This is a genomic window from Bacillus sp. EAC, from assembly GCF_002156875.1.
Classification (GTDB): Bacteria; Bacillota; Bacilli; order Bacillales; family Bacillaceae_G; genus Gottfriedia.
On the sequence record NZ_NCSY01000016.1, the window covers coordinates 1 to 20,610 of the forward strand.

General features: G+C 33.7%; 26 protein-coding genes, 9 tRNA genes, 2 rRNA genes and 1 pseudogene. 2 read left to right on the forward strand and 36 right to left on the reverse strand.

Translation table 11 applies throughout. From position 1 onward, the window contains the following. The 8 genes and pseudogenes from B7R65_RS21570 to B7R65_RS20015 all read right to left on the reverse strand — a co-directional run. Positions 1–237 (reverse strand): annotated as a pseudogene (locus tag B7R65_RS21570) (DoxX family protein); the annotation flags it as partial. Between the two features lie 139 nt (positions 238–376). Further along, on the reverse strand, positions 377–829 hold the full coding sequence (locus B7R65_RS19985; protein ID WP_088044590.1) for a hypothetical protein: 453 nt from the start codon (positions 827–829) through the stop codon (positions 377–379). Positions 830–973: 144 nt separating this feature from the next. Beyond that, positions 974–1,411: a hypothetical protein gene (locus tag B7R65_RS19990; RefSeq protein ID WP_218780452.1), complete on the reverse strand. Its 438-nt coding sequence runs from the start codon at positions 1,409–1,411 to the stop codon at positions 974–976. A 230-nt stretch (positions 1,412–1,641) separates the two neighbouring features. Continuing rightward, the gene (locus B7R65_RS19995; RefSeq protein WP_088044592.1) at positions 1,642–2,085 is read right to left on the reverse strand and encodes a DUF4288 domain-containing protein; all 444 of its coding nucleotides are present in this window, start codon (positions 2,083–2,085) and stop codon (positions 1,642–1,644) included. Between the two features lie 147 nt (positions 2,086–2,232). Next, on the reverse strand, positions 2,233–2,631 hold the full coding sequence (locus B7R65_RS20000) for a hypothetical protein (RefSeq protein WP_088044593.1): 399 nt from the start codon (positions 2,629–2,631) through the stop codon (positions 2,233–2,235). A 206-nt stretch (positions 2,632–2,837) separates the two neighbouring features. Then, positions 2,838–3,047, reverse strand: coding sequence for a glycosyl transferase (locus B7R65_RS20005; protein ID WP_088044594.1), 210 nt, complete (start codon positions 3,045–3,047; stop codon positions 2,838–2,840). Between the two features lie 279 nt (positions 3,048–3,326). After that, positions 3,327–3,752 (reverse strand): hypothetical protein, encoded by a 426-nt coding sequence (locus tag B7R65_RS20010; protein WP_088044595.1) that lies wholly within the window; start codon positions 3,750–3,752, stop codon positions 3,327–3,329. Between the two features lie 205 nt (positions 3,753–3,957). Next, the gene (locus tag B7R65_RS20015) at positions 3,958–4,341 is read right to left on the reverse strand and encodes a hypothetical protein (RefSeq protein WP_218780453.1); all 384 of its coding nucleotides are present in this window, start codon (positions 4,339–4,341) and stop codon (positions 3,958–3,960) included. Here B7R65_RS20015 and B7R65_RS21575 point away from each other — a divergent pair. Continuing rightward, positions 4,340–4,516: a hypothetical protein gene (locus B7R65_RS21575; protein WP_218780454.1), complete on the forward strand. Its 177-nt coding sequence runs from the start codon at positions 4,340–4,342 to the stop codon at positions 4,514–4,516. The two genes, B7R65_RS20015 and B7R65_RS21575, sit on opposite strands and share 2 nt — an antisense overlap. A 123-nt stretch (positions 4,517–4,639) precedes the next feature. On the opposite strand, the gene B7R65_RS20020 is transcribed toward B7R65_RS21575, so the two are convergent. From B7R65_RS20020 to B7R65_RS20065, 11 genes are all read right to left on the reverse strand, one after another. Continuing rightward, a complete protein-coding gene (locus tag B7R65_RS20020; protein WP_088044597.1) occupies positions 4,640–5,338 on the reverse strand; it encodes a hypothetical protein in 699 nt (232 codons plus the stop codon). A gap of 196 nt (positions 5,339–5,534) precedes the next feature. Then, positions 5,535–5,699, reverse strand: a complete 165-nt coding sequence (locus tag B7R65_RS21445; RefSeq protein ID WP_179194938.1) for a hypothetical protein — start codon at positions 5,697–5,699, stop codon at positions 5,535–5,537. A 257-nt stretch (positions 5,700–5,956) separates the two neighbouring features. After that, positions 5,957–6,307: a DUF3888 domain-containing protein gene (locus B7R65_RS20025; protein WP_218780455.1), complete on the reverse strand. Its 351-nt coding sequence runs from the start codon at positions 6,305–6,307 to the stop codon at positions 5,957–5,959. 145 nt (positions 6,308–6,452) lie between these two features. After that, positions 6,453–6,779 (reverse strand): hypothetical protein, encoded by a 327-nt coding sequence (locus B7R65_RS20030; RefSeq protein WP_088044599.1) that lies wholly within the window; start codon positions 6,777–6,779, stop codon positions 6,453–6,455. A gap of 61 nt (positions 6,780–6,840) precedes the next feature. Further along, positions 6,841–7,134, reverse strand: coding sequence for a hypothetical protein (locus B7R65_RS20035; RefSeq protein WP_088044600.1), 294 nt, complete (start codon positions 7,132–7,134; stop codon positions 6,841–6,843). A gap of 157 nt (positions 7,135–7,291) precedes the next feature. Beyond that, positions 7,292–7,726, reverse strand: coding sequence for a GNAT family N-acetyltransferase (locus B7R65_RS20040; RefSeq protein WP_088044601.1), 435 nt, complete (start codon positions 7,724–7,726; stop codon positions 7,292–7,294). Positions 7,727–7,798: 72 nt separating this feature from the next. Continuing rightward, positions 7,799–7,996 carry a hypothetical protein gene (locus B7R65_RS20045; protein WP_088044602.1) on the reverse strand — a complete coding sequence of 66 codons (198 nt, stop codon included), beginning with the start codon at positions 7,994–7,996 and terminating at the stop codon, positions 7,799–7,801. A 36-nt stretch (positions 7,997–8,032) separates the two neighbouring features. Next, positions 8,033–8,401 (reverse strand): SRPBCC family protein, encoded by a 369-nt coding sequence (locus B7R65_RS20050; protein ID WP_373419602.1) that lies wholly within the window; start codon positions 8,399–8,401, stop codon positions 8,033–8,035. Positions 8,402–8,664: 263 nt separating this feature from the next. Then, positions 8,665–9,048 carry a DUF5412 family protein gene (locus B7R65_RS20055; protein WP_218780456.1) on the reverse strand — a complete coding sequence of 128 codons (384 nt, stop codon included), beginning with the start codon at positions 9,046–9,048 and terminating at the stop codon, positions 8,665–8,667. 210 nt (positions 9,049–9,258) lie between these two features. Further along, positions 9,259–9,438, reverse strand: a complete 180-nt coding sequence (locus B7R65_RS20060; protein ID WP_088044604.1) for a hypothetical protein — start codon at positions 9,436–9,438, stop codon at positions 9,259–9,261. A 166-nt stretch (positions 9,439–9,604) separates the two neighbouring features. Continuing rightward, a complete protein-coding gene (locus B7R65_RS20065) occupies positions 9,605–9,838 on the reverse strand; it encodes a hypothetical protein (protein ID WP_088044605.1) in 234 nt (77 codons plus the stop codon). Between the two features lie 782 nt (positions 9,839–10,620). On the opposite strand from B7R65_RS20065, the gene B7R65_RS20070 reads away from it, so the two are divergent. After that, complete coding sequence (locus tag B7R65_RS20070; RefSeq protein ID WP_088044606.1) at positions 10,621–11,340, forward strand: hypothetical protein; 720 nt, start codon at positions 10,621–10,623, stop codon at positions 11,338–11,340. A 57-nt stretch (positions 11,341–11,397) separates the two neighbouring features. Here the strand turns inward: B7R65_RS20070 and B7R65_RS22040 are convergent, their stop codons facing one another. The 17 genes from B7R65_RS22040 to B7R65_RS20155 form a co-directional block, all read right to left on the reverse strand. Then, positions 11,398–11,511 carry a ribbon-helix-helix domain-containing protein gene (locus B7R65_RS22040; RefSeq protein WP_165347282.1) on the reverse strand — a complete coding sequence of 38 codons (114 nt, stop codon included), beginning with the start codon at positions 11,509–11,511 and terminating at the stop codon, positions 11,398–11,400. Positions 11,512–12,072: 561 nt separating this feature from the next. Then, on the reverse strand, positions 12,073–13,875 hold the full coding sequence (gene glmS, locus B7R65_RS20080; RefSeq protein WP_088044608.1) for a glutamine--fructose-6-phosphate transaminase (isomerizing): 1,803 nt from the start codon (positions 13,873–13,875) through the stop codon (positions 12,073–12,075). A 541-nt stretch (positions 13,876–14,416) separates the two neighbouring features. After that, on the reverse strand, positions 14,417–15,760 hold the full coding sequence (glmM, locus tag B7R65_RS20085) for a phosphoglucosamine mutase (protein ID WP_088044609.1): 1,344 nt from the start codon (positions 15,758–15,760) through the stop codon (positions 14,417–14,419). Positions 15,761–15,773: 13 nt separating this feature from the next. After that, positions 15,774–17,045, reverse strand: a complete 1,272-nt coding sequence (locus tag B7R65_RS20090) for a CdaR family protein (protein ID WP_218780457.1) — start codon at positions 17,043–17,045, stop codon at positions 15,774–15,776. A 4-nt stretch (positions 17,046–17,049) separates the two neighbouring features. Further along, positions 17,050–17,868 (reverse strand): diadenylate cyclase CdaA, encoded by an 819-nt coding sequence (gene cdaA, locus B7R65_RS20095; protein ID WP_088044611.1) that lies wholly within the window; start codon positions 17,866–17,868, stop codon positions 17,050–17,052. Positions 17,869–18,187: 319 nt separating this feature from the next. Next, on the reverse strand, positions 18,188–19,087 hold the full coding sequence (rocF, locus tag B7R65_RS20100; RefSeq protein ID WP_088044612.1) for an arginase: 900 nt from the start codon (positions 19,085–19,087) through the stop codon (positions 18,188–18,190). A gap of 235 nt (positions 19,088–19,322) precedes the next feature. After that, positions 19,323–19,398, reverse strand: a tRNA-Ala gene (locus B7R65_RS20105). A 20-nt stretch (positions 19,399–19,418) separates the two neighbouring features. Then, positions 19,419–19,493: transfer RNA gene (locus tag B7R65_RS20110), tRNA-Gly, on the reverse strand. 14 nt (positions 19,494–19,507) lie between these two features. After that, positions 19,508–19,580: transfer RNA gene (locus tag B7R65_RS20115), tRNA-Lys, on the reverse strand. 24 nt (positions 19,581–19,604) lie between these two features. Beyond that, positions 19,605–19,679 (reverse strand) — tRNA-Gln (locus B7R65_RS20120). Between the two features lie 8 nt (positions 19,680–19,687). Beyond that, positions 19,688–19,772, reverse strand: a tRNA-Tyr gene (locus tag B7R65_RS20125). A gap of 19 nt (positions 19,773–19,791) precedes the next feature. Beyond that, a tRNA-Val gene (locus tag B7R65_RS20130) sits at positions 19,792–19,867 on the reverse strand. Positions 19,868–19,877: 10 nt separating this feature from the next. Next, positions 19,878–19,952: transfer RNA gene (locus B7R65_RS20135), tRNA-Glu, on the reverse strand. A 19-nt stretch (positions 19,953–19,971) separates the two neighbouring features. Then, a tRNA-Thr gene (locus B7R65_RS20140) sits at positions 19,972–20,044 on the reverse strand. A gap of 11 nt (positions 20,045–20,055) precedes the next feature. Further along, positions 20,056–20,130, reverse strand: a tRNA-Asn gene (locus B7R65_RS20145). A 10-nt stretch (positions 20,131–20,140) separates the two neighbouring features. Further along, a 5S ribosomal RNA gene (gene rrf, locus B7R65_RS20150) occupies positions 20,141–20,256 on the reverse strand. A gap of 127 nt (positions 20,257–20,383) precedes the next feature. After that, positions 20,384–20,610, reverse strand: a 23S ribosomal RNA gene (locus B7R65_RS20155); the annotation flags it as partial.

Here is a 20,610-nt window from a genome sequence, read left to right on the forward strand (position 1 = left end):
TATAACCTCAAGTATCCCAGTAATCGTCACCATAAGTCCAGCGTTTGGTACCCTCGAGGGTACCATTTTAATAAGATCGGGACGTCTCTTTCCCCAGTGAGCAGAAGCCGTAAATAAAAACATCAGAGCAACAGCAACTCGCAAAGAAGATTCCCACCCGTCAAAATAATCTATACCTAATACACCGGTTATACGAAAAATAGAAAATGAAAAGATTAGGATAATAAACGGTGCCAACTAAATTTCCTCCCCTTAACAATTTATAATCTATTGATACTACTTTATAAACTATTCACCTATAGATTACATAAATACTTTTAAAGTGAAAATGTTTTCAACTAACGCGCCAGTTAGTTGAATAAGATTTCTATAATCGCTATTTGCCATATAGCATCTCATCAATTAACTTTATCAAAGTGTCGTTTTTGGAACTTAAAATTTTATATTTTTTCTTACTATTCATTTCATCTACGACCACATATCCTTTATTATTAATAACAATTGAATAATTGCTCGAATTATGAACTATTACAATATCAAACGCGTTTGTTTGACTTTGAATATTCGTCTCACCAAAAACTCTTTGATACTTGGTCATCTCTAACAAATTTATGAAATAATCCACTTCTTTTCCTTTAATTTCAATTTTTTTAAACTCAGAATCTTTCTTTTCATCAAACCGCACAATGAAAGCTATCTTTTCTGCATTTTCCAATTCAGGAAATACGTTATTTGCACTTAATGGGCGAAAATAATATATTGTACCAATAATTACTATGATACAAAGTAGAAATATTAGGTTCTGTATAAAATTGTTTTTCTTGGTCAATTTCCTCACCCCTAATGATATCAATGACAAATTATGCCTTTAATATTCCTTTTTGTTATTTATCTAACCTGCCATTTAACACAGTAAAAAAATCGACTATACAGTCGATCATATTGTTCAACTAAATCGCTCGTTAGTTGCATGTTATTCATTTACTGCTTTATGGTTTGCAACTAGGATTTTATATAGTTCATTAAATATTTGTGAATGTTTATCAGTTAACTTATAGGTGTTTTTATCGATTTTAAAATACCCCTGGTCGTTTATATCTAAAATGTAACCATTAAAGTCTTCGTCTTTTATCCGTATATACATTGATAAAAATTTCCCATCATTTCTAATGTTTTTATTTCCTGGAATCCTCGTATATCGAGTAGAATTAAATATATTTACTATTTGATGAATTTCTTTTGAATTTTTAAATTCCACTTCATAGACATCCAAATTAGCATAATTACCATTTTTATAATAACCGAAGTCAATTATTGTAATTTCTCCAGTAGGAAAAACTGTATTAGCTTTTAATGGGATCTTATAATATGCAATGGTACTAGCAATTAGAATAATTGCAATTAAACTCATCAAAAGAGACTTCTTTCTTTTAGACACCCTATCCCCCCATTAATATCAAATTAACTACTTAAATAATATTCCATTTAATCCCAATAAGTCCTTTTCTTGTTCAACTAACCTGTCAGTTAGCACATAAAAAAAACTGCCTAAGCAGTCAATGGTTGTTCAACTAACGCGCCAGTTAGTTCAATAAGAAAAGTAACAAATATCTAATATTTTAATAAGAATTTGGCTTTAAGTTAATCCTTATTACTTAGGTTGTAATCGACTTCTTCATCATGGACCGTTTCTGGATAATAATGTGATATAACTTTTTCATTCGGTATTTCTTTTGGAACTACTAAATATCGTGAATACAATTCAGTACCTGTTTTAAGTTTTTCATCTAATAAATTAAAGCAATCTATTAACTCTACAAATTTCCATTCTACTTTTTCATCATATTGATTTAAGTAAACAACTTCATTTTTTATTGCTTCTATTTCACCAATTTCATAAGCCTGATCATTAGAAGGTGCCTTAACAAGTAAAATGGTTTCCTCAAATGTCTTATGATCAATATTTAAGTAATTTTCATCAATTTTTTCTGGAGAAGGGTTTCCAGATATTTTACATTCGTATAATACTTTTACTGCAAACCATTCCCATTCTTTGGACATTTTTTTTCGTAATCTTTTTTTCATTTTCCCCCTCCTAATCAGAAACAATTTTGAAGTAACAACTATTGAATATATTAAATATTTTATTCAAATATCCTGCCATTTAGCGAAATAGAGGATGAACATTATTGATCATCCTCTATTTGTTATGCAACTAACGCGCCAGTTAGTTCAATAAGAATCAGTTAAAAACTTTATATTATTATTTTCATAAATCGCACTAAAGTATGGAGTTTTAAAAAATTGAGGAGCGTTATCGGGTAATTTCATATGAAAATCCAACCATTTAATAAATTCTGGAAATACAGAGGTTATCATTTCTTCCCTCGCTTCTTTAACATCTTTAGTTCGTAATGCTCCTGCTCTAATATATAAACGACTGTATGGAAGGTTTGAAGTTGGCAACCAATAATGGACTTCTAATATACTTCCAATTTCTGCTGGTATCCAATATACTAAATCAACGTGAATTGTATATTTATTTTGCATCAATATTTCCTCTAATTGACTAGTCTTTAAAATGTATGTATATTCTTTTGGAATTTTTGGTTTAGAGATAGAACTTATCATCAATTCAGCTCCTTCCATTTCACTCAACTACGTTTCCGAAATCAATAATCAATATTATTTTTGTAGGTAAGGTATTGTATTCTTTAATATTGCTATATAGTCCTTCTTCAACTTACGTTACTTGAGTAAGAAAAAAGAGCTGCCTTAGCAACTCGATGATATTTTACTAACGCGCCAGTTAGTTCTATAAGATATCTAAACATTAATTACTTATTTCTTAACGTAAGAAGCAATCCGATACTAAATATTAACGCACCAATTAGCATATATGAATGAATAAAGCCGTTTAACAAATGAATAAAATCGCTACTTTGTTTGTTATTATAGTAGAACATGTTTACTGTTATGTACCCTAAAGGTGTGCTTATTAAAACAATTAATATACCTAATAAAAAGAACTTCATTTGATTCCCCACAATAATCCCCCTTTTTATCTAATGTCAATAGACTTTTTTAAATTTTATTCAACTGATGTCATTGGTATATTCTGTAAACTTTTTCATTATTCCTCTAAACCACATTTAAGCATAATAAAAGGACTGCTTAGCAGTCCTTCATATACAACTATCGCGCCAGTTAGTTCAATAAGAGATTTTAATATTTTAACTAATCTTTAAACCATATGAATTTCTAAAACATCATATAAATAATTTAAATCACTTAAGGTTTTGCTACTATAGTCAGACTAATTTATTTCAGTTACAACCACCTTGTTGATAAACTAAAACTTCTTTTGGATGCTTATCATCCTCAATTTTCCCTACATATATTTCTTTATTTGACTCTTTACTTTTCCAAAGTGAAAGATTTCCTAACCTGTATTTCGAATCAATCATATGTTCTGTATCGAATTTTATTACTTGTTCAGTTGAATGGTAGATGTTTTGTTCCTCTGAAAAACTGACTGTTATAAAACCTGGAAAAACCATCTTTTTTGCAGATGCACTCTTTCCGCAATGTTCAACATCACTTGAAGCAACACCAGTATCTTTTGGGCCCACCCAATATTCAGATATAGTTGTTTTATCAATCTCGCTACTTGTGTAATTAGAATCCTTACTACATCCAATTAAAGATAAAATTAAAGTAAGCTTCATAATAATTAGAAAAATTTTATACATAATCACTTGTTCTCCTAATCGGTCAAATTCAGTTTAAATAATCTCTAATTTTCAATAATATGTTAGTAATTATATTCAATTAAAGGTTTATAAACCCTTTATCTTATTCCACTAAACTGCCATTTAGTCCATTAAAAAAAGCCGCATTAGCGACTCGTGATCTTGTTCAACTAACTCATTCGTTAGTTACATAAGCTATATTACACTACACATTCGTTTGAACCTCTGAATGTTCTATAGATTTCTTTTCTAAAACAGTTATGAGTATATATCCAAAAATTAGAGCAGCAACGAGATATATTTCACTAGACAAAAGCACAGTGCTTATATAGTTTGGTAACATCAAGATACGTGCTTTGGCATAAATCAAAGGATACAATGCAATATATAGTGCTGGTACACCCACAAATACCAATTTTTCTAATTTGAAAGCCCATCTTCCACTTTTACTGTTCTCTTTAAGTATTGTTGGTAATCCGAGGAGTATCCCAATGATGATGTATAACAAAGGGGCATAAATTATCATTGGGATGAAATTATAAGTTTCAGCTGTATGTTGTTTAAGCAATCGTTGGAGTTGTAATACCATGAAAATTGTAATAAAGAAACCAACCGAATATAAGAAGTATCGAAATGCTACCTTCAACGAAATAAGAATCACTCCTTTTCAAGGTTTACCTTTATATATTCTTCGGATTACAGATTATACCTTTTTGCTTGAGAATACAGTACTCCGAAAAGGATTTGACTACATTTGTTATTAAGAATCAAAAAAGTCGATTTCCGTCTTCGAAAATCGACTTTTTAATATACTCTTGTTGAATTAACGCGCCAGTTAGTTCAATAAAGGTTATATAAATCGATATTATTAATCTCTTCCATTAATCCTATTGATGTGGAACATATCGTTTAAAACGCACTGATTTCACATCATATCCATTGCCATTCCAATCGTAAGTTAGTTTCAAATGGCCAATTAAACCACTAATGCCGATTAAAATAGGAGCATCTGCAATGATTTTATGTTTCAACACAGAATAATTGACCTGATCGATACCTATAAACACTTCAGTAGAAGAAGGTTTTACTGTAGTATAATGAAACGCTTTGAGGTTGATTATAAACTTTTTTTGTTTCGTCGTAATGGTTACTATGTCCCCTTTTTTCTCCATCTTTACAAGTCGCTTGACTGCGTCATTCACTGGTTCAACACGTACCTCTTTATAAACTTGATATGGGTCCACTTCGTGCTGCAGGACATGAATTGGATCTTCAAAATTATCTAATACAATGATGACATCCGAGAATTTATTACCGTCTAAATCATCTCTGAAAAGATGAGTATCATATTTTCCACTTTCCCATTTCGGAAAATGATATAATAATTCACCTTTGTCTCCAATCTGAACAGTAAAATTTCGAAACGTCATCCAATCGATTTTATCCCCCATCAAATAGACATTTTCATACCATCTATCAGTCTTATTACTATTTAGGACCACACGTTCAACTGCATGAACATTCCTATGAGACGATGAAAAAGCTGTGAAAAAACTTATAAGAACAATGAACAATCGTTTTCTCATTCAGACACCACCTTTTACTATAAGGTGTCCTGTTAGAATACATAAATACTCTTTTCCACTATAAAAAGGACTTCTGGAGAAGAACCTTTTCTTGGGAATCCTTATGTAACTAACGCGCCAGTTAGTTGCAAAAGAAAAGGGCTATTTCATTAGCCCTTTTTCTCCTAGATTTTTCCCACACATATAAAGTATATTATTACGAGCCATCCCCATTTGATGTAAATGAGCTATTTCTTACACGTTCTAACTCCTGTACTTGCTCGTCAGAAAGTTCTTGTGTTGGAGATTTACCGAATACTAGTGCGTTGAAAACAGCTACTATTACTACAAAACCAATAGTACCTAAAGCTATCCATATCACGTACTAATTCCCCCTTTCGTAAAATCTACCATAGTAACTATGAAATTATTCCCAATAAACATAATCTCAAAAAAGTATAATCTAACCTTGTCATGATCTTTCACCAAATCATATTATTACATTTATTTTATTCCATTTAATTCCAAATACTCCTTTTCTTTTAGAACTAAACTGCCAATTAGTCCAATAAAAAATAGACCACCGAAGCAGTCTATCGTTGTTCATCTTACACATGCGTTAGTTCAATTGATAAACTATTATGCCGGTTCTCTACATATATAGCTTGAATTATATTTTCTAGCTTTATACTTCTCTAAAACCCATTTACCCTGTGTCTTATCGTTGTATTTAATTTTCATATTAAAGATGTCTAGAGGAGTATGAGCGTCTTTAAAAGTTACTCCTTCAACTTCAACATCAAAATGATATGAACCTGGTTGTTCTTTTTTGATATTCGATACTTTTAAACACATAAATCCAATACCATTTGAATGACCATAATAATCTTTTACAGCAGAATATATTTGAGGAGTTAATAGTACAGTAACAGCATCTTCTAAAATTCCCTCTTTTTTAGTTCCTTCAGCATTAACATTAGTTGTAAACATAAATATCATGCATAAAACAATTCCTATTTTTTTAAACATCTGAACACCTACCTTATTTTCTGGTAGTGTCCCCTTTTATTTAGGTAAGATTCCTCGTGCTTGTAATGGCCGAATAGACGAATCGCTTATGGAACTATCGCGCCAGTTAGTTGGATAAGAACTTATAAATTTTCGAACGGATTTCATATCCAAAACTACTTGGAAAGATTTCAATAAAACCAATCTTTCCTTTTGTAACTTCTATTGAGCCTTTATTTTCAAAATTGTAGCCCTCAACATCGTTTTCAACATCTTCAAATGAAGTTAAATAAAACGAACCACAATCAGGATCATCGCAATCACATAGTTCTTTAATTCGAAGTTGATCTACCTGTTCAGATAAATGGTTAAGTGATTTATTTAGAAAATATAATTTAATATCTTTTGCTAAAACAGGAAGCACATCGATCAGTAGAGGTGGTTTATTATTCACTTTCAATCAACTCCATTTAATAATAGTTATTCAACTAAAGCTCTCGTTAGTTGAATATTTCCTATCTAATATTCCAGTCATCTTCTTTTACAAAAAAGGATACATCTGCATGTTCCTTTGCCTCTTCTAATGTATCATGAAAAGTATCTCCAATTACTTCCCAATTACAATTACATGAGAAAAGGTAATAGCCCACCCCGTCAATATACTTACATATAGCAATTGCTGCAATTTGTGTCACACCAATATTAACATTGTTTTCGTTAATCGTATCCACATATCCAAATTGATTTTGTAGAGAATTATCTGTGTATAGAATTACATTGGCTCCATCTAATTCATTTGGTATTTCCATTATAAAACCTCCAATAAAATGCAATTCTATTTATTAGATTAATTCTATACCAATTTACTGATTCCTTTTTAACCATCATGCCCGTTACCCAAATAAAAAAAGCTGCTTATTAGCAGCTCGTGATCTTGAACTAACGCGCCAGTTAGTTGAATAAGAACTACTCTTTGAGACTTAAAGTAAATACTTCTTGCCACTTAGAATTCTTATAACCGATATTTTTGTAAAATTCATGTGCTTCTTTTCTCTGGCCACCAGATCTTACTCGCATCTCTTGATAACCTTTTTTCCTTGCCCAATCTTCACATTTACGCATTAACTTCTCACCGTTGCCTTTTCGACGATGACTTTGATCAACTACTAAACCACCAATTTCTGCGAATGGATTTACGCCGATTAAATGTCTTCCGTGTATATGAATCCAACTAGAAATTTCATTGCTATTTACCTCTATTACATAAATTGCATTATCATCATTTAATAGTAACTTCTCCATTCGTTTCAAAACTTCCGTTTCTGATACTTCATAACCATGTTGCAATGATAATCTTGCTATCTCTTTGGAATCAGTTAGTCTCGCTTCTCTTATTAACATGGGAATCCAACCTTTCTAAGTTTTCCTATATGCTAATGATATAGAACTAACGCGCCAGTTACTTGAATAAGCTCATAGATTGGTAATTATAAATAAATAAATTGGCGTATAAACAATTAGGGTAAATAACACCGCTACGACAATAGTAAGATTTAATGTATCTTCAACACCTTTTTTTATTTTTATTGCTAATTCTACACTACAAAAAATTAATGCAACACAAAGTATTGGCATTAAATATATGCCAATAAAACTAAAAATAATAGCCATTTTTATCCTCCATGAACCTATATTCGGTATCATTTTTCATTTTTCGGCATTGCATTTTATATATTCGTTTCTTCGCAAAAGTAAACGTTCCATATATGATCGTAAAAACATCACGTCTGCTAATCTGCCAATTGGTCCAAAAGGTGAGGTATAATCAAATTTATCCGTTATCAACGTCCCATCGTCTTGTAATTCAAATATATGTTCATGCCTAAACCTTTTAAAAGCACCACTAACCATCTCGTCCACGAATCTATTAGGTGGATCAAACTCGGTAATAATTGATGTTAAATGTTGGCGAATACCGAAATGTGTAGCCTCCCAGGTCACGCTTTCTCCTAGTTCAATCAACCCACTCGTACGTCCTTTGACTGCTCTTTCATTTGTTTGTGAGGTCGATTCCATATGAATATCAATGCTGCGCGACAAATCAAAACACACTTGAATAGGTGCTTTAATAAACATGGATAATTTTATAATTGGCAACAGCCATCCTCCTCAACCTAGTCGTTCACTAAAGATTGCATCAAAAAGTCATTTGACTATAATTCTTCAGTTGGGGGTGGAACACCTTCTTTCACAATATACCAGGTTAATAAAAAGAAGCTGATTGTTTAATCAACTTCTAAGTCTTGTTCAACTAATGCGCCAGTTAGTTGAATAGTGTTTTACTCTTTACGAAAATCGTAAGTTTGATTTGGAACAATTAATTTATGACCATTTATTATCACGGTGTCATTCTTTATCCATTTTATATTTGCCTTCTCTTCATGATAATTCCAGTAAATGTTTTTAGGTTTAATATCTTTCTTGTTAAAGATTAATTCTCCCCTAATAGCAAAGTCTGTTGTAGCTCCCCCACTCGCTACGTACGCTTTTAAAGTATAATCTTGATTTGGTGACTTACTTTGTGCGATTAATTTACCTTTTGGAATATAGCTTAAAGTAGGAGGTGCGAAAAATATCATATAAATATGGTATGAAATCCAAATTAGAACTGGTAGTGAAACTATTATTATTCCAATCGTTAAGTATCTATATTTCTTAGCCAAAATTTCTCCCCCAGATGGATGTTTACTTAATTAATATAACATATAGTCTTTCATTTCTTGTTCATCTAAACTGCTAAATTGCACAATAAAAAGGCTGCAAAACAGCCATTCATGATCTGCAACTAACGCGCCAGTTAGTTGAACAAGACTGTCGTCTCTGAATGATTAAACTAGATATGTATACTTTAACCATAGAAAAAGGAGATAAATTTATACTTCGTCTGTATGATTTTTTTGTCTTCTTTTTCTTCTGGAATAAAAAATTGTCGCATAGATCGCCAATGGAATGAGGCAGTAAACCAATGATTTTGTAAAGAAAAATATTAACGCACCTGCGACACATGTAATTACAAATAAAATATTATCAATCTTATCTCTTTCTAATACCATTCGTATCCCCCTCTACTTTTATAAAGGTATATTCTTCACCATTTTTTTAAAGTCCTTCTTTAACTAATTTGTCAGTTAGCTCAATAAAAAATGAACTACCGAAGTAGCCCATCGTTGTTTAACTAACGCGCCAGTTTGTTGCATAAAACTCTTCTACAAAAGGTCATTATTCTGTTAGCTTATATCCTGCTGGGACACTACCAAATCCGTTCCAATAAACCCATAACATATTACATTTAGGACATTTTAAAAAGCTTTTCATATTCAAATAAAGTTCCTCGGCATCTATTTGCCCTTGATAATTATCGTATTCTTCATCTGATATAAAATTATATTCTATTTTACATGGTATATCTCCGTACCTCAGAATTTCTCCACAATCACATAGTATTTTTGGCACACAATACACTCCTTAAATCATTGAATTATTAATATCTATTCAATTTATTATAGAGTTTTTCCTTTTCACTAGTTTAACTTGTCTTCCAGTTAGCACAAAAAAACTGCCGAAGCAGTCCATCGTTGTGTAACTAACGCGCCAGTTAGTTCAATAAGGCAAAATTAGTTAATCTATTAATCCATTTAAAAATTTAAATGGATTCTCGCAAAATTTAGATGCGTTCGATTGTTTTACAATTGAAATTAAATTCTCCAATGTGGCTCATAAAAAAGATTTCCTATGAAAATTTTTGCATTATTAGAAACAATAAAATTAACAATTTCATTTAGAGTTACTATATTTATATTTCTAACATCAATTCTGCAATGTATATCAGATAGAATATTTCCATCATAAGAAATTTCCAAACAAGTTTCATCAGTTTTTCCATACTGAATAATTTCAGGCGACCAACTTATTTCTGGATGTAAGACTTTTGAAATTTTAAAATTATATAGTTTATAAAAAATGAGAACGAATGGTAAAGAATAATTCTTTACTGTTCGTTCTCGTAATGATAATATGAAATTCGTAGGAAGAAGGATTCAAGAACATTCAATAGTTTAGAAAGAATGTTGTGGAAACTTCTTATACAAGTCTTTAGGGAAGTATATCTAGAATGATCGAAGGGGAAGCTAGATTTCGGGTCGTTCTTAAGATACAATCATTGCTTTATCAACGTTGAAGTAGCCGATTAGCCGCTTCAGGTTATAATAAACTCAATCCGTAACAAGGAGGAACATATGAACGAATTTTTGGTACAAGTAATAGAAGCGCATGGCGGGTTAAACCGTTGGAAAAAATATAATTCATTAACTGCCACGATCGTCACCGGAGGTGCGTTATGGGCATTGAAAGGGCTCGTTCAAGACTCTAATCCTCGTGAGATGACAGTCGCGCTTCACTCTGAAGTCGCATCTCTCACTCCCTTCGGTCAACCGGATTGGCGGACTTCCTTCAGCCCCGATCGTATTGCGATTGAAACCTTGTCCGGGGAAGTCATTTCCGAGCAGGACGATCCTAGGACCTCGTTTGCAAATCATACGATGAACACACCATGGAATCCACTTCATCGAGCCTATTTCAATGGATACGCAATGTGGACATACCTGACTACACCTTTTTTCATGATGATGCCGGGGTTTGAGGTCAGCGAAATCCCATCCTGGAAAGAAGGCAATGAGATTTGGCGAGGATTGCGTGTAAGGTTTCCCAATAACATTGCTAGTCACAGTAAGGAGCAGGACTTCTATTTTGACGCTGATTTACAGCTGCGCAGACACGACTATCATGTTGATGTCGCAGGCAGCTTTCCGGCGGCGCAATATATCGACGACTACATCGAGGTTGAAGGCTTTCGTTATCCTACAAAACGCCGCGCTTATTTACGCGGACCCAATATGGAACCAGTTCGCGATATGCTGTTCGTTGCGATCGATATAAGTAACTTCCGGTTTAGTTGACTCGATCAAATAATTTCTTATATCACAAAAAAGGTGGAGCAGTAGCTTCACCCTTTTTTATTGATACCGTTCAAACAAATCCAACAAGGCGACTTCCAGTAAATCCGATTTATTCACCCGTTTTTGCTTGGCAAACTGATCAAGCTGCTTTGCTATGTCATCGTCAATCACAATCGATTTCCTGGTACCCCATTTCCAATCACCTATTACTTTTTCTTATATTCTATGTTTTTTTTAGTAATTCCTTGTTCAACTATACGGCCATTTAGTTTAAGTGTAATATTTCACAATCTTACATTAATTGTAACTTTATTATCCAATTTCTATTCAGAAATGTATCTTTTGCAAACAAAAATCCATATTGCTTAGGCATTTTAGTATTTTACATTTATTTTTGTATTATATAAAAAACAGCTTGCTAGGATTTTGGATCCAACAAGCTGTTTTTTTATATACTTTATTTATTTGGTTTTCTTATTACCACACGCTCATCTATTTCACTTACATGAAAATCTTCTTTCGTTGGAATATTTTCATTTTGAAAATTGATCATCTTCTTCCAACTCCCAGTCATTTTTTTACAAATCAACTTTTTGTCTGCAAATCAACTTTATTTGTGCTGTACACCTAGTCATTTTGTGACATTTTATAATTAAAATTGTGACAATCTTAATTTAAAACTATGACAAATTATATTTAAATTCACACTTACAGTAATCTTTTCTTTTTTTATTATTCAACAGTAACTGACTTAGCAAGATTACGTGGTTTATCTACATCACAACCACGGTGTAATGCTGCATAATAAGAGATTAATTGAAGTGGTAATACAGAAACGATTGGTGATAGTTCTTCTTGTACCTTAGGTAAGATAAAGCGATCGCCTTCCATTTCTAAACCTTCCATTGAAATGATACAAGGATTAGCCCCACGAGCAACAACCTCTTTAACATTTCCGCGGATGTTCAAGTTAACAGACTCTTGAGTTGCTAATGCAATAACAGGAGTACCTTCTTCAATTAAAGCAATGGTTCCATGTTTTAATTCTCCACCAGCAAACCCTTCTGCTTGGATGTAAGAGATTTCTTTTAATTTTAAAGCACCTTCTAGACATACGAAGTAATCAACGTTACGTCCAATGAAGAATGCATTTCGAGTAGTTGCTAAATATTCAGAAGCAATTGTCTCTAATTCTTCTTTTTGGTTACAGATAGTTTCCATTGCATTTGCAATAATACCTAACTCTTTTACTAAGTTAAAGTTAACAACTTTCCCTTTAGCTTTTGCTAAGTCATTTGCAACGATAGCTAATACTGCTAATTGAGCTGTATAAGCTTTTGTTGAAGCTACTGCAATTTCTGGACCTGCATGTAATGGAAGTGTGAAGTCAGCTTCACGAGATAATGTAGATCCTGGAACGTTTGTAATAGTAATTGCTTTATGACCTAATTTATTTGTTTGTACTAATACTGCTCTGCTATCCGCTGTTTCACCACTTTGTGTAATATAGATAAATAGTGGTTTTTCAGATAATAACGGCATGTTGTATGAGAATTCACTTGCAACGTGAACTTCAACTGGAACACCAGCCATTTTTTCAATAAATTGTTTACCAACAAGACCAGCATGGTAACTAGTTCCACATGCAATGATATAAAGTCTGTCAGCTTCTGTTAAAGCAGCTCTAATTTCATGATCGATTTCAAGCTCGCCATTTTCATTTTGGTATCTTTGGATAATGTTACGTATTACTAATGGTTGCTCATCTGTTTCTTTTAACATGAAATGAGGATATGTTCCTTTTTCAATGTCGCTAGCATCAATTTCAGCAGTATATGGAGCACGTTCAATAATGTTACCGTTTAAGTCCATTAATGTAACTTCATCTTTTGTTAATACGATAACTTCTTTATCCATTAATTCAATAAATTTATCAGTAATTTGTAGCATTGCCATTGCATCAGATGCAATAACGTTAAATTCATCACCAACACCTACAAGTAATGGGCTTTTGTTTTTAGCTACATAAATAACATCTTCATTTTGTTTATCTAATAATGCGATTGCATACGAACCTTTAAGAAGCTTAAGTGTTTCTTTGAATGCATCAAGCACACTTAATCCCTTTTTAATATGAAGTTCTACTAACTGTACAATTACTTCTGTATCAGTATCACTTGTAAAATTATAATCGCTTAAATAATCGTCTTTTAATTGTACATCGTTTTCGATAACACCATTATGAACAAGTGTAAAACGTTCCGTTGAACTTTGGTGAGGATGCGCATTACGTTTACTTGGAGCACCGTGTGTTGCCCATCTAGTATGACCAATTCCAACTTGCCCGTCTGCATTAGAAGGGATTGATTCACGTAATACAGCAATTCTACCTTTTTCTTTAAAAACTTCTACACCATTGTCTGTTAAAAGAGAAATCCCAGCAGAATCGTAACCACGATACTCTAATTTCTCTAAACCTTTTAACAAAATTTCTTTCGCATTATCATTTCCAATATATCCAACGATTCCACACATAATATCAATTGCTTTGTAAGTCCTCAAACAAGACATACATAAATGTATAGGAATGGAACGCTGTTTCCCTAACCGTTTAAATTATTTAATTTTCGATTCCCTCGTCATGTTTAATAATGGTAGAGGACTTACAAGCAATATCCACCTACCTTTCATATTCCGCTCATTAGCGAGTTCATTTTTATATTTATTAAACGGTGTATCATATTATTTACCTTTGTGCATATAGTCACCTATATGTTTTACGTAAATAATTTCGGTTGTGATACATCAACCGGGAGTCATCCGCCGAAACTTCGATAAAACTCCACCTCGTCAACTACACTTTCTCGTCCGTGTAGTTCTGGCGCTTTTTTAAAACTTTTATTGTTACAATACTCCTTTCCCGTTAGGAAAACAATAAACCAACTATACTATAATTCAATAATCTTGGTCAATAAAAATATTTTGACCAAGAATTGTATAGCCGCTTATATAACAAAAATATGCATAGAATGACACAAAAGTGCTCAACTATGCATATTAATTTTAATTTATTTTATTATACGCCTACTTCTTCTTTTACAACATCAACAATGCGTTCAACAAATGTTTTGCATTCTTCCGATGTAGGTGCTTCAGCCATTACACGAATAAGTGGTTCTGTACCCGATGGACGCACTAAAATACGACCATTTCCATTCATTTCAGCTTCTACTTCAGCGATTGTAGCTTTAATTCGCTCATTATTTAGAGCTTCATTCTTATCAGTTACACGTACATTAATCAGTAATTGAGGATACTTTTTCATTTCACCCGCTAATTGAGAAAGTGATTTTCCAGTTTCCTTTAAGATGCTCACCAATTGAATCGCACTTAACATGCCATCACCAGTTGTTATATGATCTAAGAATATAATATGACCTGATTGTTCTCCGCCAAGGTTATATCCGCTTTTTCTCATTTCTTCCATCACATAACGATCGCCAACGCCTGTAACAGCACTCTTCATATTTTGAGATTCAACTGCTTTATAAAATCCTAAGTTACTCATAACAGTCGAAACAATTGTATTCTGTTTTAAACGACCTTTTTCATTTAAATATTTTGCACAAATATACATGATTTGGTCACCATCAACAATATCACCATTTTCATCAATAGCAATTAGGCGGTCCCCATCACCATCAAATGATAAACCTACATCTGCACCCTTTTCTTTCACTAGAGCTGCAAGTGCTTCAGGATGAGTTGAACCTACCCCATCATTGATATTAAATCCATTTGGGCTTGTTCCCATTGTAACAATATCGGCTTCAAGATCAGCAAATAAGTATGGTGCTAATGAAGATGTTGCTCCATGAGCGCAATCAAGTGCTACTAATAATCCTGAGAAATCTTCATCTATTGTATTTTTAAGGAACTGTAAGTACTTTTGTCCACCCTCAAAGTAATCATTTACTTGGCATAAATCACTTCCACTTGGTCGTGGTAACTTATCTACTTCCGCATCCATTAGTTCTTCAATTTCCGCTTCTTGCTCATCTAATAATTTAAATCCGTCTGGACCAAAGAATTTGATTCCGTTATCAGCCACTGGATTATGTGAAGCTGAAATCATAACACCAGCTTGTGCACCTAGCGCTTTAGTTAAATAAGCTACACCAGGAGTTGAAATAACACCTAAACGCATAACTTCAGCACCAATTGATAATAAACCAGCAACTAATGCACCTTCTAACATATGACCTGAAACTCGAGTATCTCGTCCTACTAAAATTTTAGGCTTCACATTATTTTTTGTTAAAACATATCCACCACAACGACCGATTTTATATGCTAATTCAGGAGTTAACTCAATATTTGCAACCCCTCGTACACCATCTGTACCAAAATATTTACCCATAATTACTCTCCTTCTAATTCGATGATTGACCTACTATTTCTGAACCTTGATCAGTTTGAGAGGTCTTTTTATCTGTTATTTCAACCGTTACTGTATCGTAATCTAATTTATATATAACACCTTTTGGTGCACTAATCGATAATGTAACATGTTGGGTTCCTGGTTCTAGTCCACTTACTTTTGCTGTGACACTAATTTCACTAGGGTTTATTAAATCTAAATCCTCGGCAAATCCTCTTGCTGTCACTGTAACTTTTCCTGTGGCCGGCTTAGTGATTTTATATGAATAATTATCATTTTCTCCAGAAAATGTAATTGGAATATTACTAAATTTCATTTCCTTCTCTTGAGAAAAATCAACTACTACTTCTACCGTACTTGGATCAACTTTAAATGCACCATCTGGCGTTGGAACATTAATTTCGTATGTACCACTTTTATCAAAGGTTGATAAATCAACAGGCACTTCAATCGGACCACTAAAATTGTTTAACCAATCCTGAGACGCATAGACTGTCACATGATCAACTTTACTTACAAGACTTTTTAATTTTAATCCATCCTGTAAACTGCCTGTTTCAATTAGTTCAATGGGAAAAGTAGCACTTTCCGAAACAATTGGAACCGTGACTTCAACTTTACTAGGATTTGTATTTAATAAAATTCGGTTACCACGCTTGTCGTATAATTTGACTGGTAAAACTTGGCTAAATGTCTGATTGGCATCAGCCACATCAATATCTACACTTGCATAGGAAACTTGCCTTACTTCATCTTCGGATCCTACTATTTTAATTAAATTTGGCTTAATAATAGCTTCCTCAGCTTTATAGCCATATTTTATTTCTTTTTCATTTTTATAAACAGCTTTAACAGGTATTTCTTTTTCTATTTTCTCTTTAATTGTTACTGTTACAGTTCGTGGTTTAATTGTTGCTTTAATCTTGTCTGATAAATTTCGAATCTTTAAAGGCACTTCATATGTACCTAAAGCGTACGAAGTTAAATCTATATAAACCTCAAAATCTCTTTTCATTTCAGCAGTTTTAACAATACTATTCGGTCCGTCCAATTGTACCGACACCTTTTTCGGTATACCATCTACAATTAAATTTTGCTGGTCATAAACCGGTGTTACATGTACATCACGAATTAACTCTTTATTGTTTACAAAAGGGATGTCACCTAATCCTGAACTGCTCGATTGTGGAACTAAATTAACAGACATAAAAAGCAGTAATGTAACTAATAATGCGATTCCTCTTAAAATCCATCGATTATCCATAAAATTATCCATTACGTTTTACCTTCCAATTCCATTTAGATGTAGTGGACTCTTCTGGTGATTTTAATTCCGTATTTAATAAATTCACAAGCTCATCTTTTGATAGTTCTCTATATAAATTTCCGTTTCTAGCTACTGATACAGCTCCTGTTTCCTCAGAAACCACAATTGTAATGCTATCTGTTACTTCACTAATACCTACCGCCGCTCGATGTCTCGTGCCTAATTCTTTCGAAATAAAAGCACTTTCTGATAACGGTAAATAGCAGGCAGCTGCCGTTATCTTTTCTCCTTGAATAATAACTGCTCCGTCATGTAATGGAGTATTAGGGATAAAGATATTAATTAGCAGCTCAGAAGATAGATTGGCATTTAAAGGTATTCCCGACTCTATATAGTCTCCCATACCAGTTTGTCTTTCGAACGAAATTAGCGCACCGATTCTTCGTTTTGCCATATATTCAGTAGCTTTCGCTATACTTTCAACGATATCATTTCTTTCATTTAAACCATTTGTAGTTGTTCTAGAGAAAAAGCGTCCTCGACCAAGCTGCTCTAATGCTCTTCTTAATTCTGGCTGGAAGATAATTATAACGGCCAAAAATCCCCAAGTTAATGCTTGATCCATTAAAAATTGCAAAGTATGTAAGCCAAATAAACTACTTAAAACCTTTACAACAATAATTATTGTTACACCCTTCAATAATTGAACGGCCTTTGTACCTTGTATAATTATAATTAGTCGATAAATAACAAACCAAACTAATAATATATCCAAACTATTTTGCAAGTATTGTAAAAAATTTATATGTAAAGAAGGCACCTTTTATCCTCCTAATTCTTTATATTAAAACCATTATCTTGAGTATTATACCATACTTTTACAATACACAAAATTTGAGAATTATTAACTAAGTTAACAATTTAAACTGATTAGTGTAATCCTTGTTAAAATAAAAAGTCAGCAATTTATGCTGACTTTTATACTGAAGCTATTTATTTACATTTTAGATTATGAATCTGATAAATGACCAAACATCACTTTTGGGATAGTGAAATTAATAGCCTCCTCTTCAGCAGGGGTGTCATAGATCCTCTGTCTGGCCAAAAACAACACTATGTTAGTTTACAAAGATTAATAATTAAAGTAACTTTTCTCCAAGCAGTGAACCTATTAATGCGACTGCTACTATAGCAGTTTTATTTCTTTCATCCAGAATAGGATTAACTTCTACGAATTCAATTGATGTAATGATGTCCGCATCAGATAACATTTCCATTGCTAAATGACCTTCTCTGTAAGTAATTCCACCAGGAACTGGTGTACCCACACCAGGTACATGAATCGGATCTAATCCATCTAGATCTAACGATAAATGTACTCCGTCACAACCTTTTAAATGATCGATACTTTCTTCCATTACTCTAGTCATCCCTAATTTATCGATTTCATGCATTGTGTATACTTTAATACCTAGCTCCTTAATAAAAACTCGTTCACCTTCATCAAGATCTCTAGCACCAATGATGATTACATTTTCTGGTTTTACTTTTGGAAGATAGTCTCCAATTTTTGTTAGTAACTCATGTCCATATCCAAGAGAAACTGCCAACGACATGCCATGAATATTTCCTGATGGTGAAGTTTCAGCAGTGTTTAGATCACCATGTGCATCAAACCAAATTAAACCTAAATTATTATAATGCTTCGAAACTCCGGCTAATGTACCAATTGCTATACTGTGGTCTCCACCTAGCACTAAAGGCATTCTATTTCTTTTAATAACTTCATCTACTTCATTAGCAAGCTTTTCACACGTATCTTTTACTGATTTCAGGTTTTTTAAGTTATGTTCTGTGTTATCTTCTTTAAAAAGAGTGCGTTCAACTAAAATATCACCTAGATCTTCAACATTATATGATAAACCTTCAATTCGTTCATGTAATTGTGCGTATCTGATTGCACTTGGTCCCATATCTACTCCACGTCTTGTTTGCCCTAAATCTAATGGTACCCCAATTATTGAAATTTCTTTTAACATATATATTCCTCCCGTGTATTAATTCTAACAAGAAAACGCTTACTTAAATTACTTTTATAAAGAATCAATTTTTGACTCTTAAAGTTATTAATTATACTAATAGTTTAAATCTTTTGAAACAAACGGGTCAACTCGACATTTTTTTGTATACATATGCATTATTAACTACACTATAATATGAAATAAAATAAAAAAAAACCTTAGTCGATTGACTAAGGTTTAACTTTATGTATATTGGTGGAGCCTAGCGGGATCGAACCGCTGACCTCCTGCGTGCAAGGCAGGCGCTCTCCCAGCTGAGCTAAGGCCCCTTTATATAATTATACAGAAATGGAGCGGAAGACGGGGCTCGAACCCGCGACCCCAACCTTGGCAAGGTTGTATTCTACCACTGAACTACTTCCGCATAAAAAAAAAAAGTGAGCCATGAAGGATTCGAACCTTCGACCCTCTGATTAAAAGTCAGATGCTCTACCTACTGAGCTAATGGCTCGTAATAAATTACGATTTTAAAAAATGGCTGGGCTACCTGGATTCGAACCAGGGCATGACGGAATCAAAATCCGTTGCCTTACCGCTTGGCTATAGCCCAATAATAAATGGTGGAGGGGGACGGATTCGAACCGCCGAACCCACAGGGAGCGGATTTACAGTCCGCCGCGTTTAGCCACTTCGCTACCCCTCCGGATTTATTAAATTAAGGATGGTGGAGGATGACGGGCTCGAACCGCCGACCCCCTGCTTGTAAGGCAGGTGCTCTCCCAGCTGAGCTAATCCTCCGTAATATAAATGGTGACCCGTACGGGATTCGAACCCGTGTTACCGCCGTGAAAGGGCGGTGTCTTAACCGCTTGACCAACGGGCCGTATAAGTATTGTTTTCCAAGCTTCCAACCGGGCTCGAACCGGTGACCTCTTCCTTACCATGGAAGTACTCTGCCTGCTGAGCTATGGAAGCATCAAAAAAAATGGCTCCGCAGGTAGGGTTCGAACCTACGACCACTCGGTTAACAGCCGAGTGCTCTACCACTGAGCTACTGCGGAATGGTAATGAACCAAGCGACGTTCTACTCTCACAGGGGGAAACCCCCAACTACCATTGACGCTGAAGAGCTTAACTGCCGTGTTCGGTATGGGAACGGGTGTGACCTCTTCGCTATCATCACTTGATTCAATTAACTTAAGACATTGATAATTATAACAAAATATTTACCAAAGTCAATATTTTTGAAGATTTTTTTAGCATTTTTACGCTATTTTATACCTTCAAAACTAGATAATGTCATTATCAAACTTGTTAGTTAAGTCCTCGACCGATTAGTATCAGTCAGCTCCACGTGTCACCACGCTTCCACCTCTGACCTATCAACCTGATCATCTCTCAGGGGTCTTACTAGCTTAACGCTATGGGAAATCTCATCTTGAGGGGGGCTTCATGCTTAGATGCTTTCAGCACTTATCCCTTCCACACATAGCTACCCAGCCATGCTCTTGGCAGAACAACTGGTACACCAGCGGTGTGTC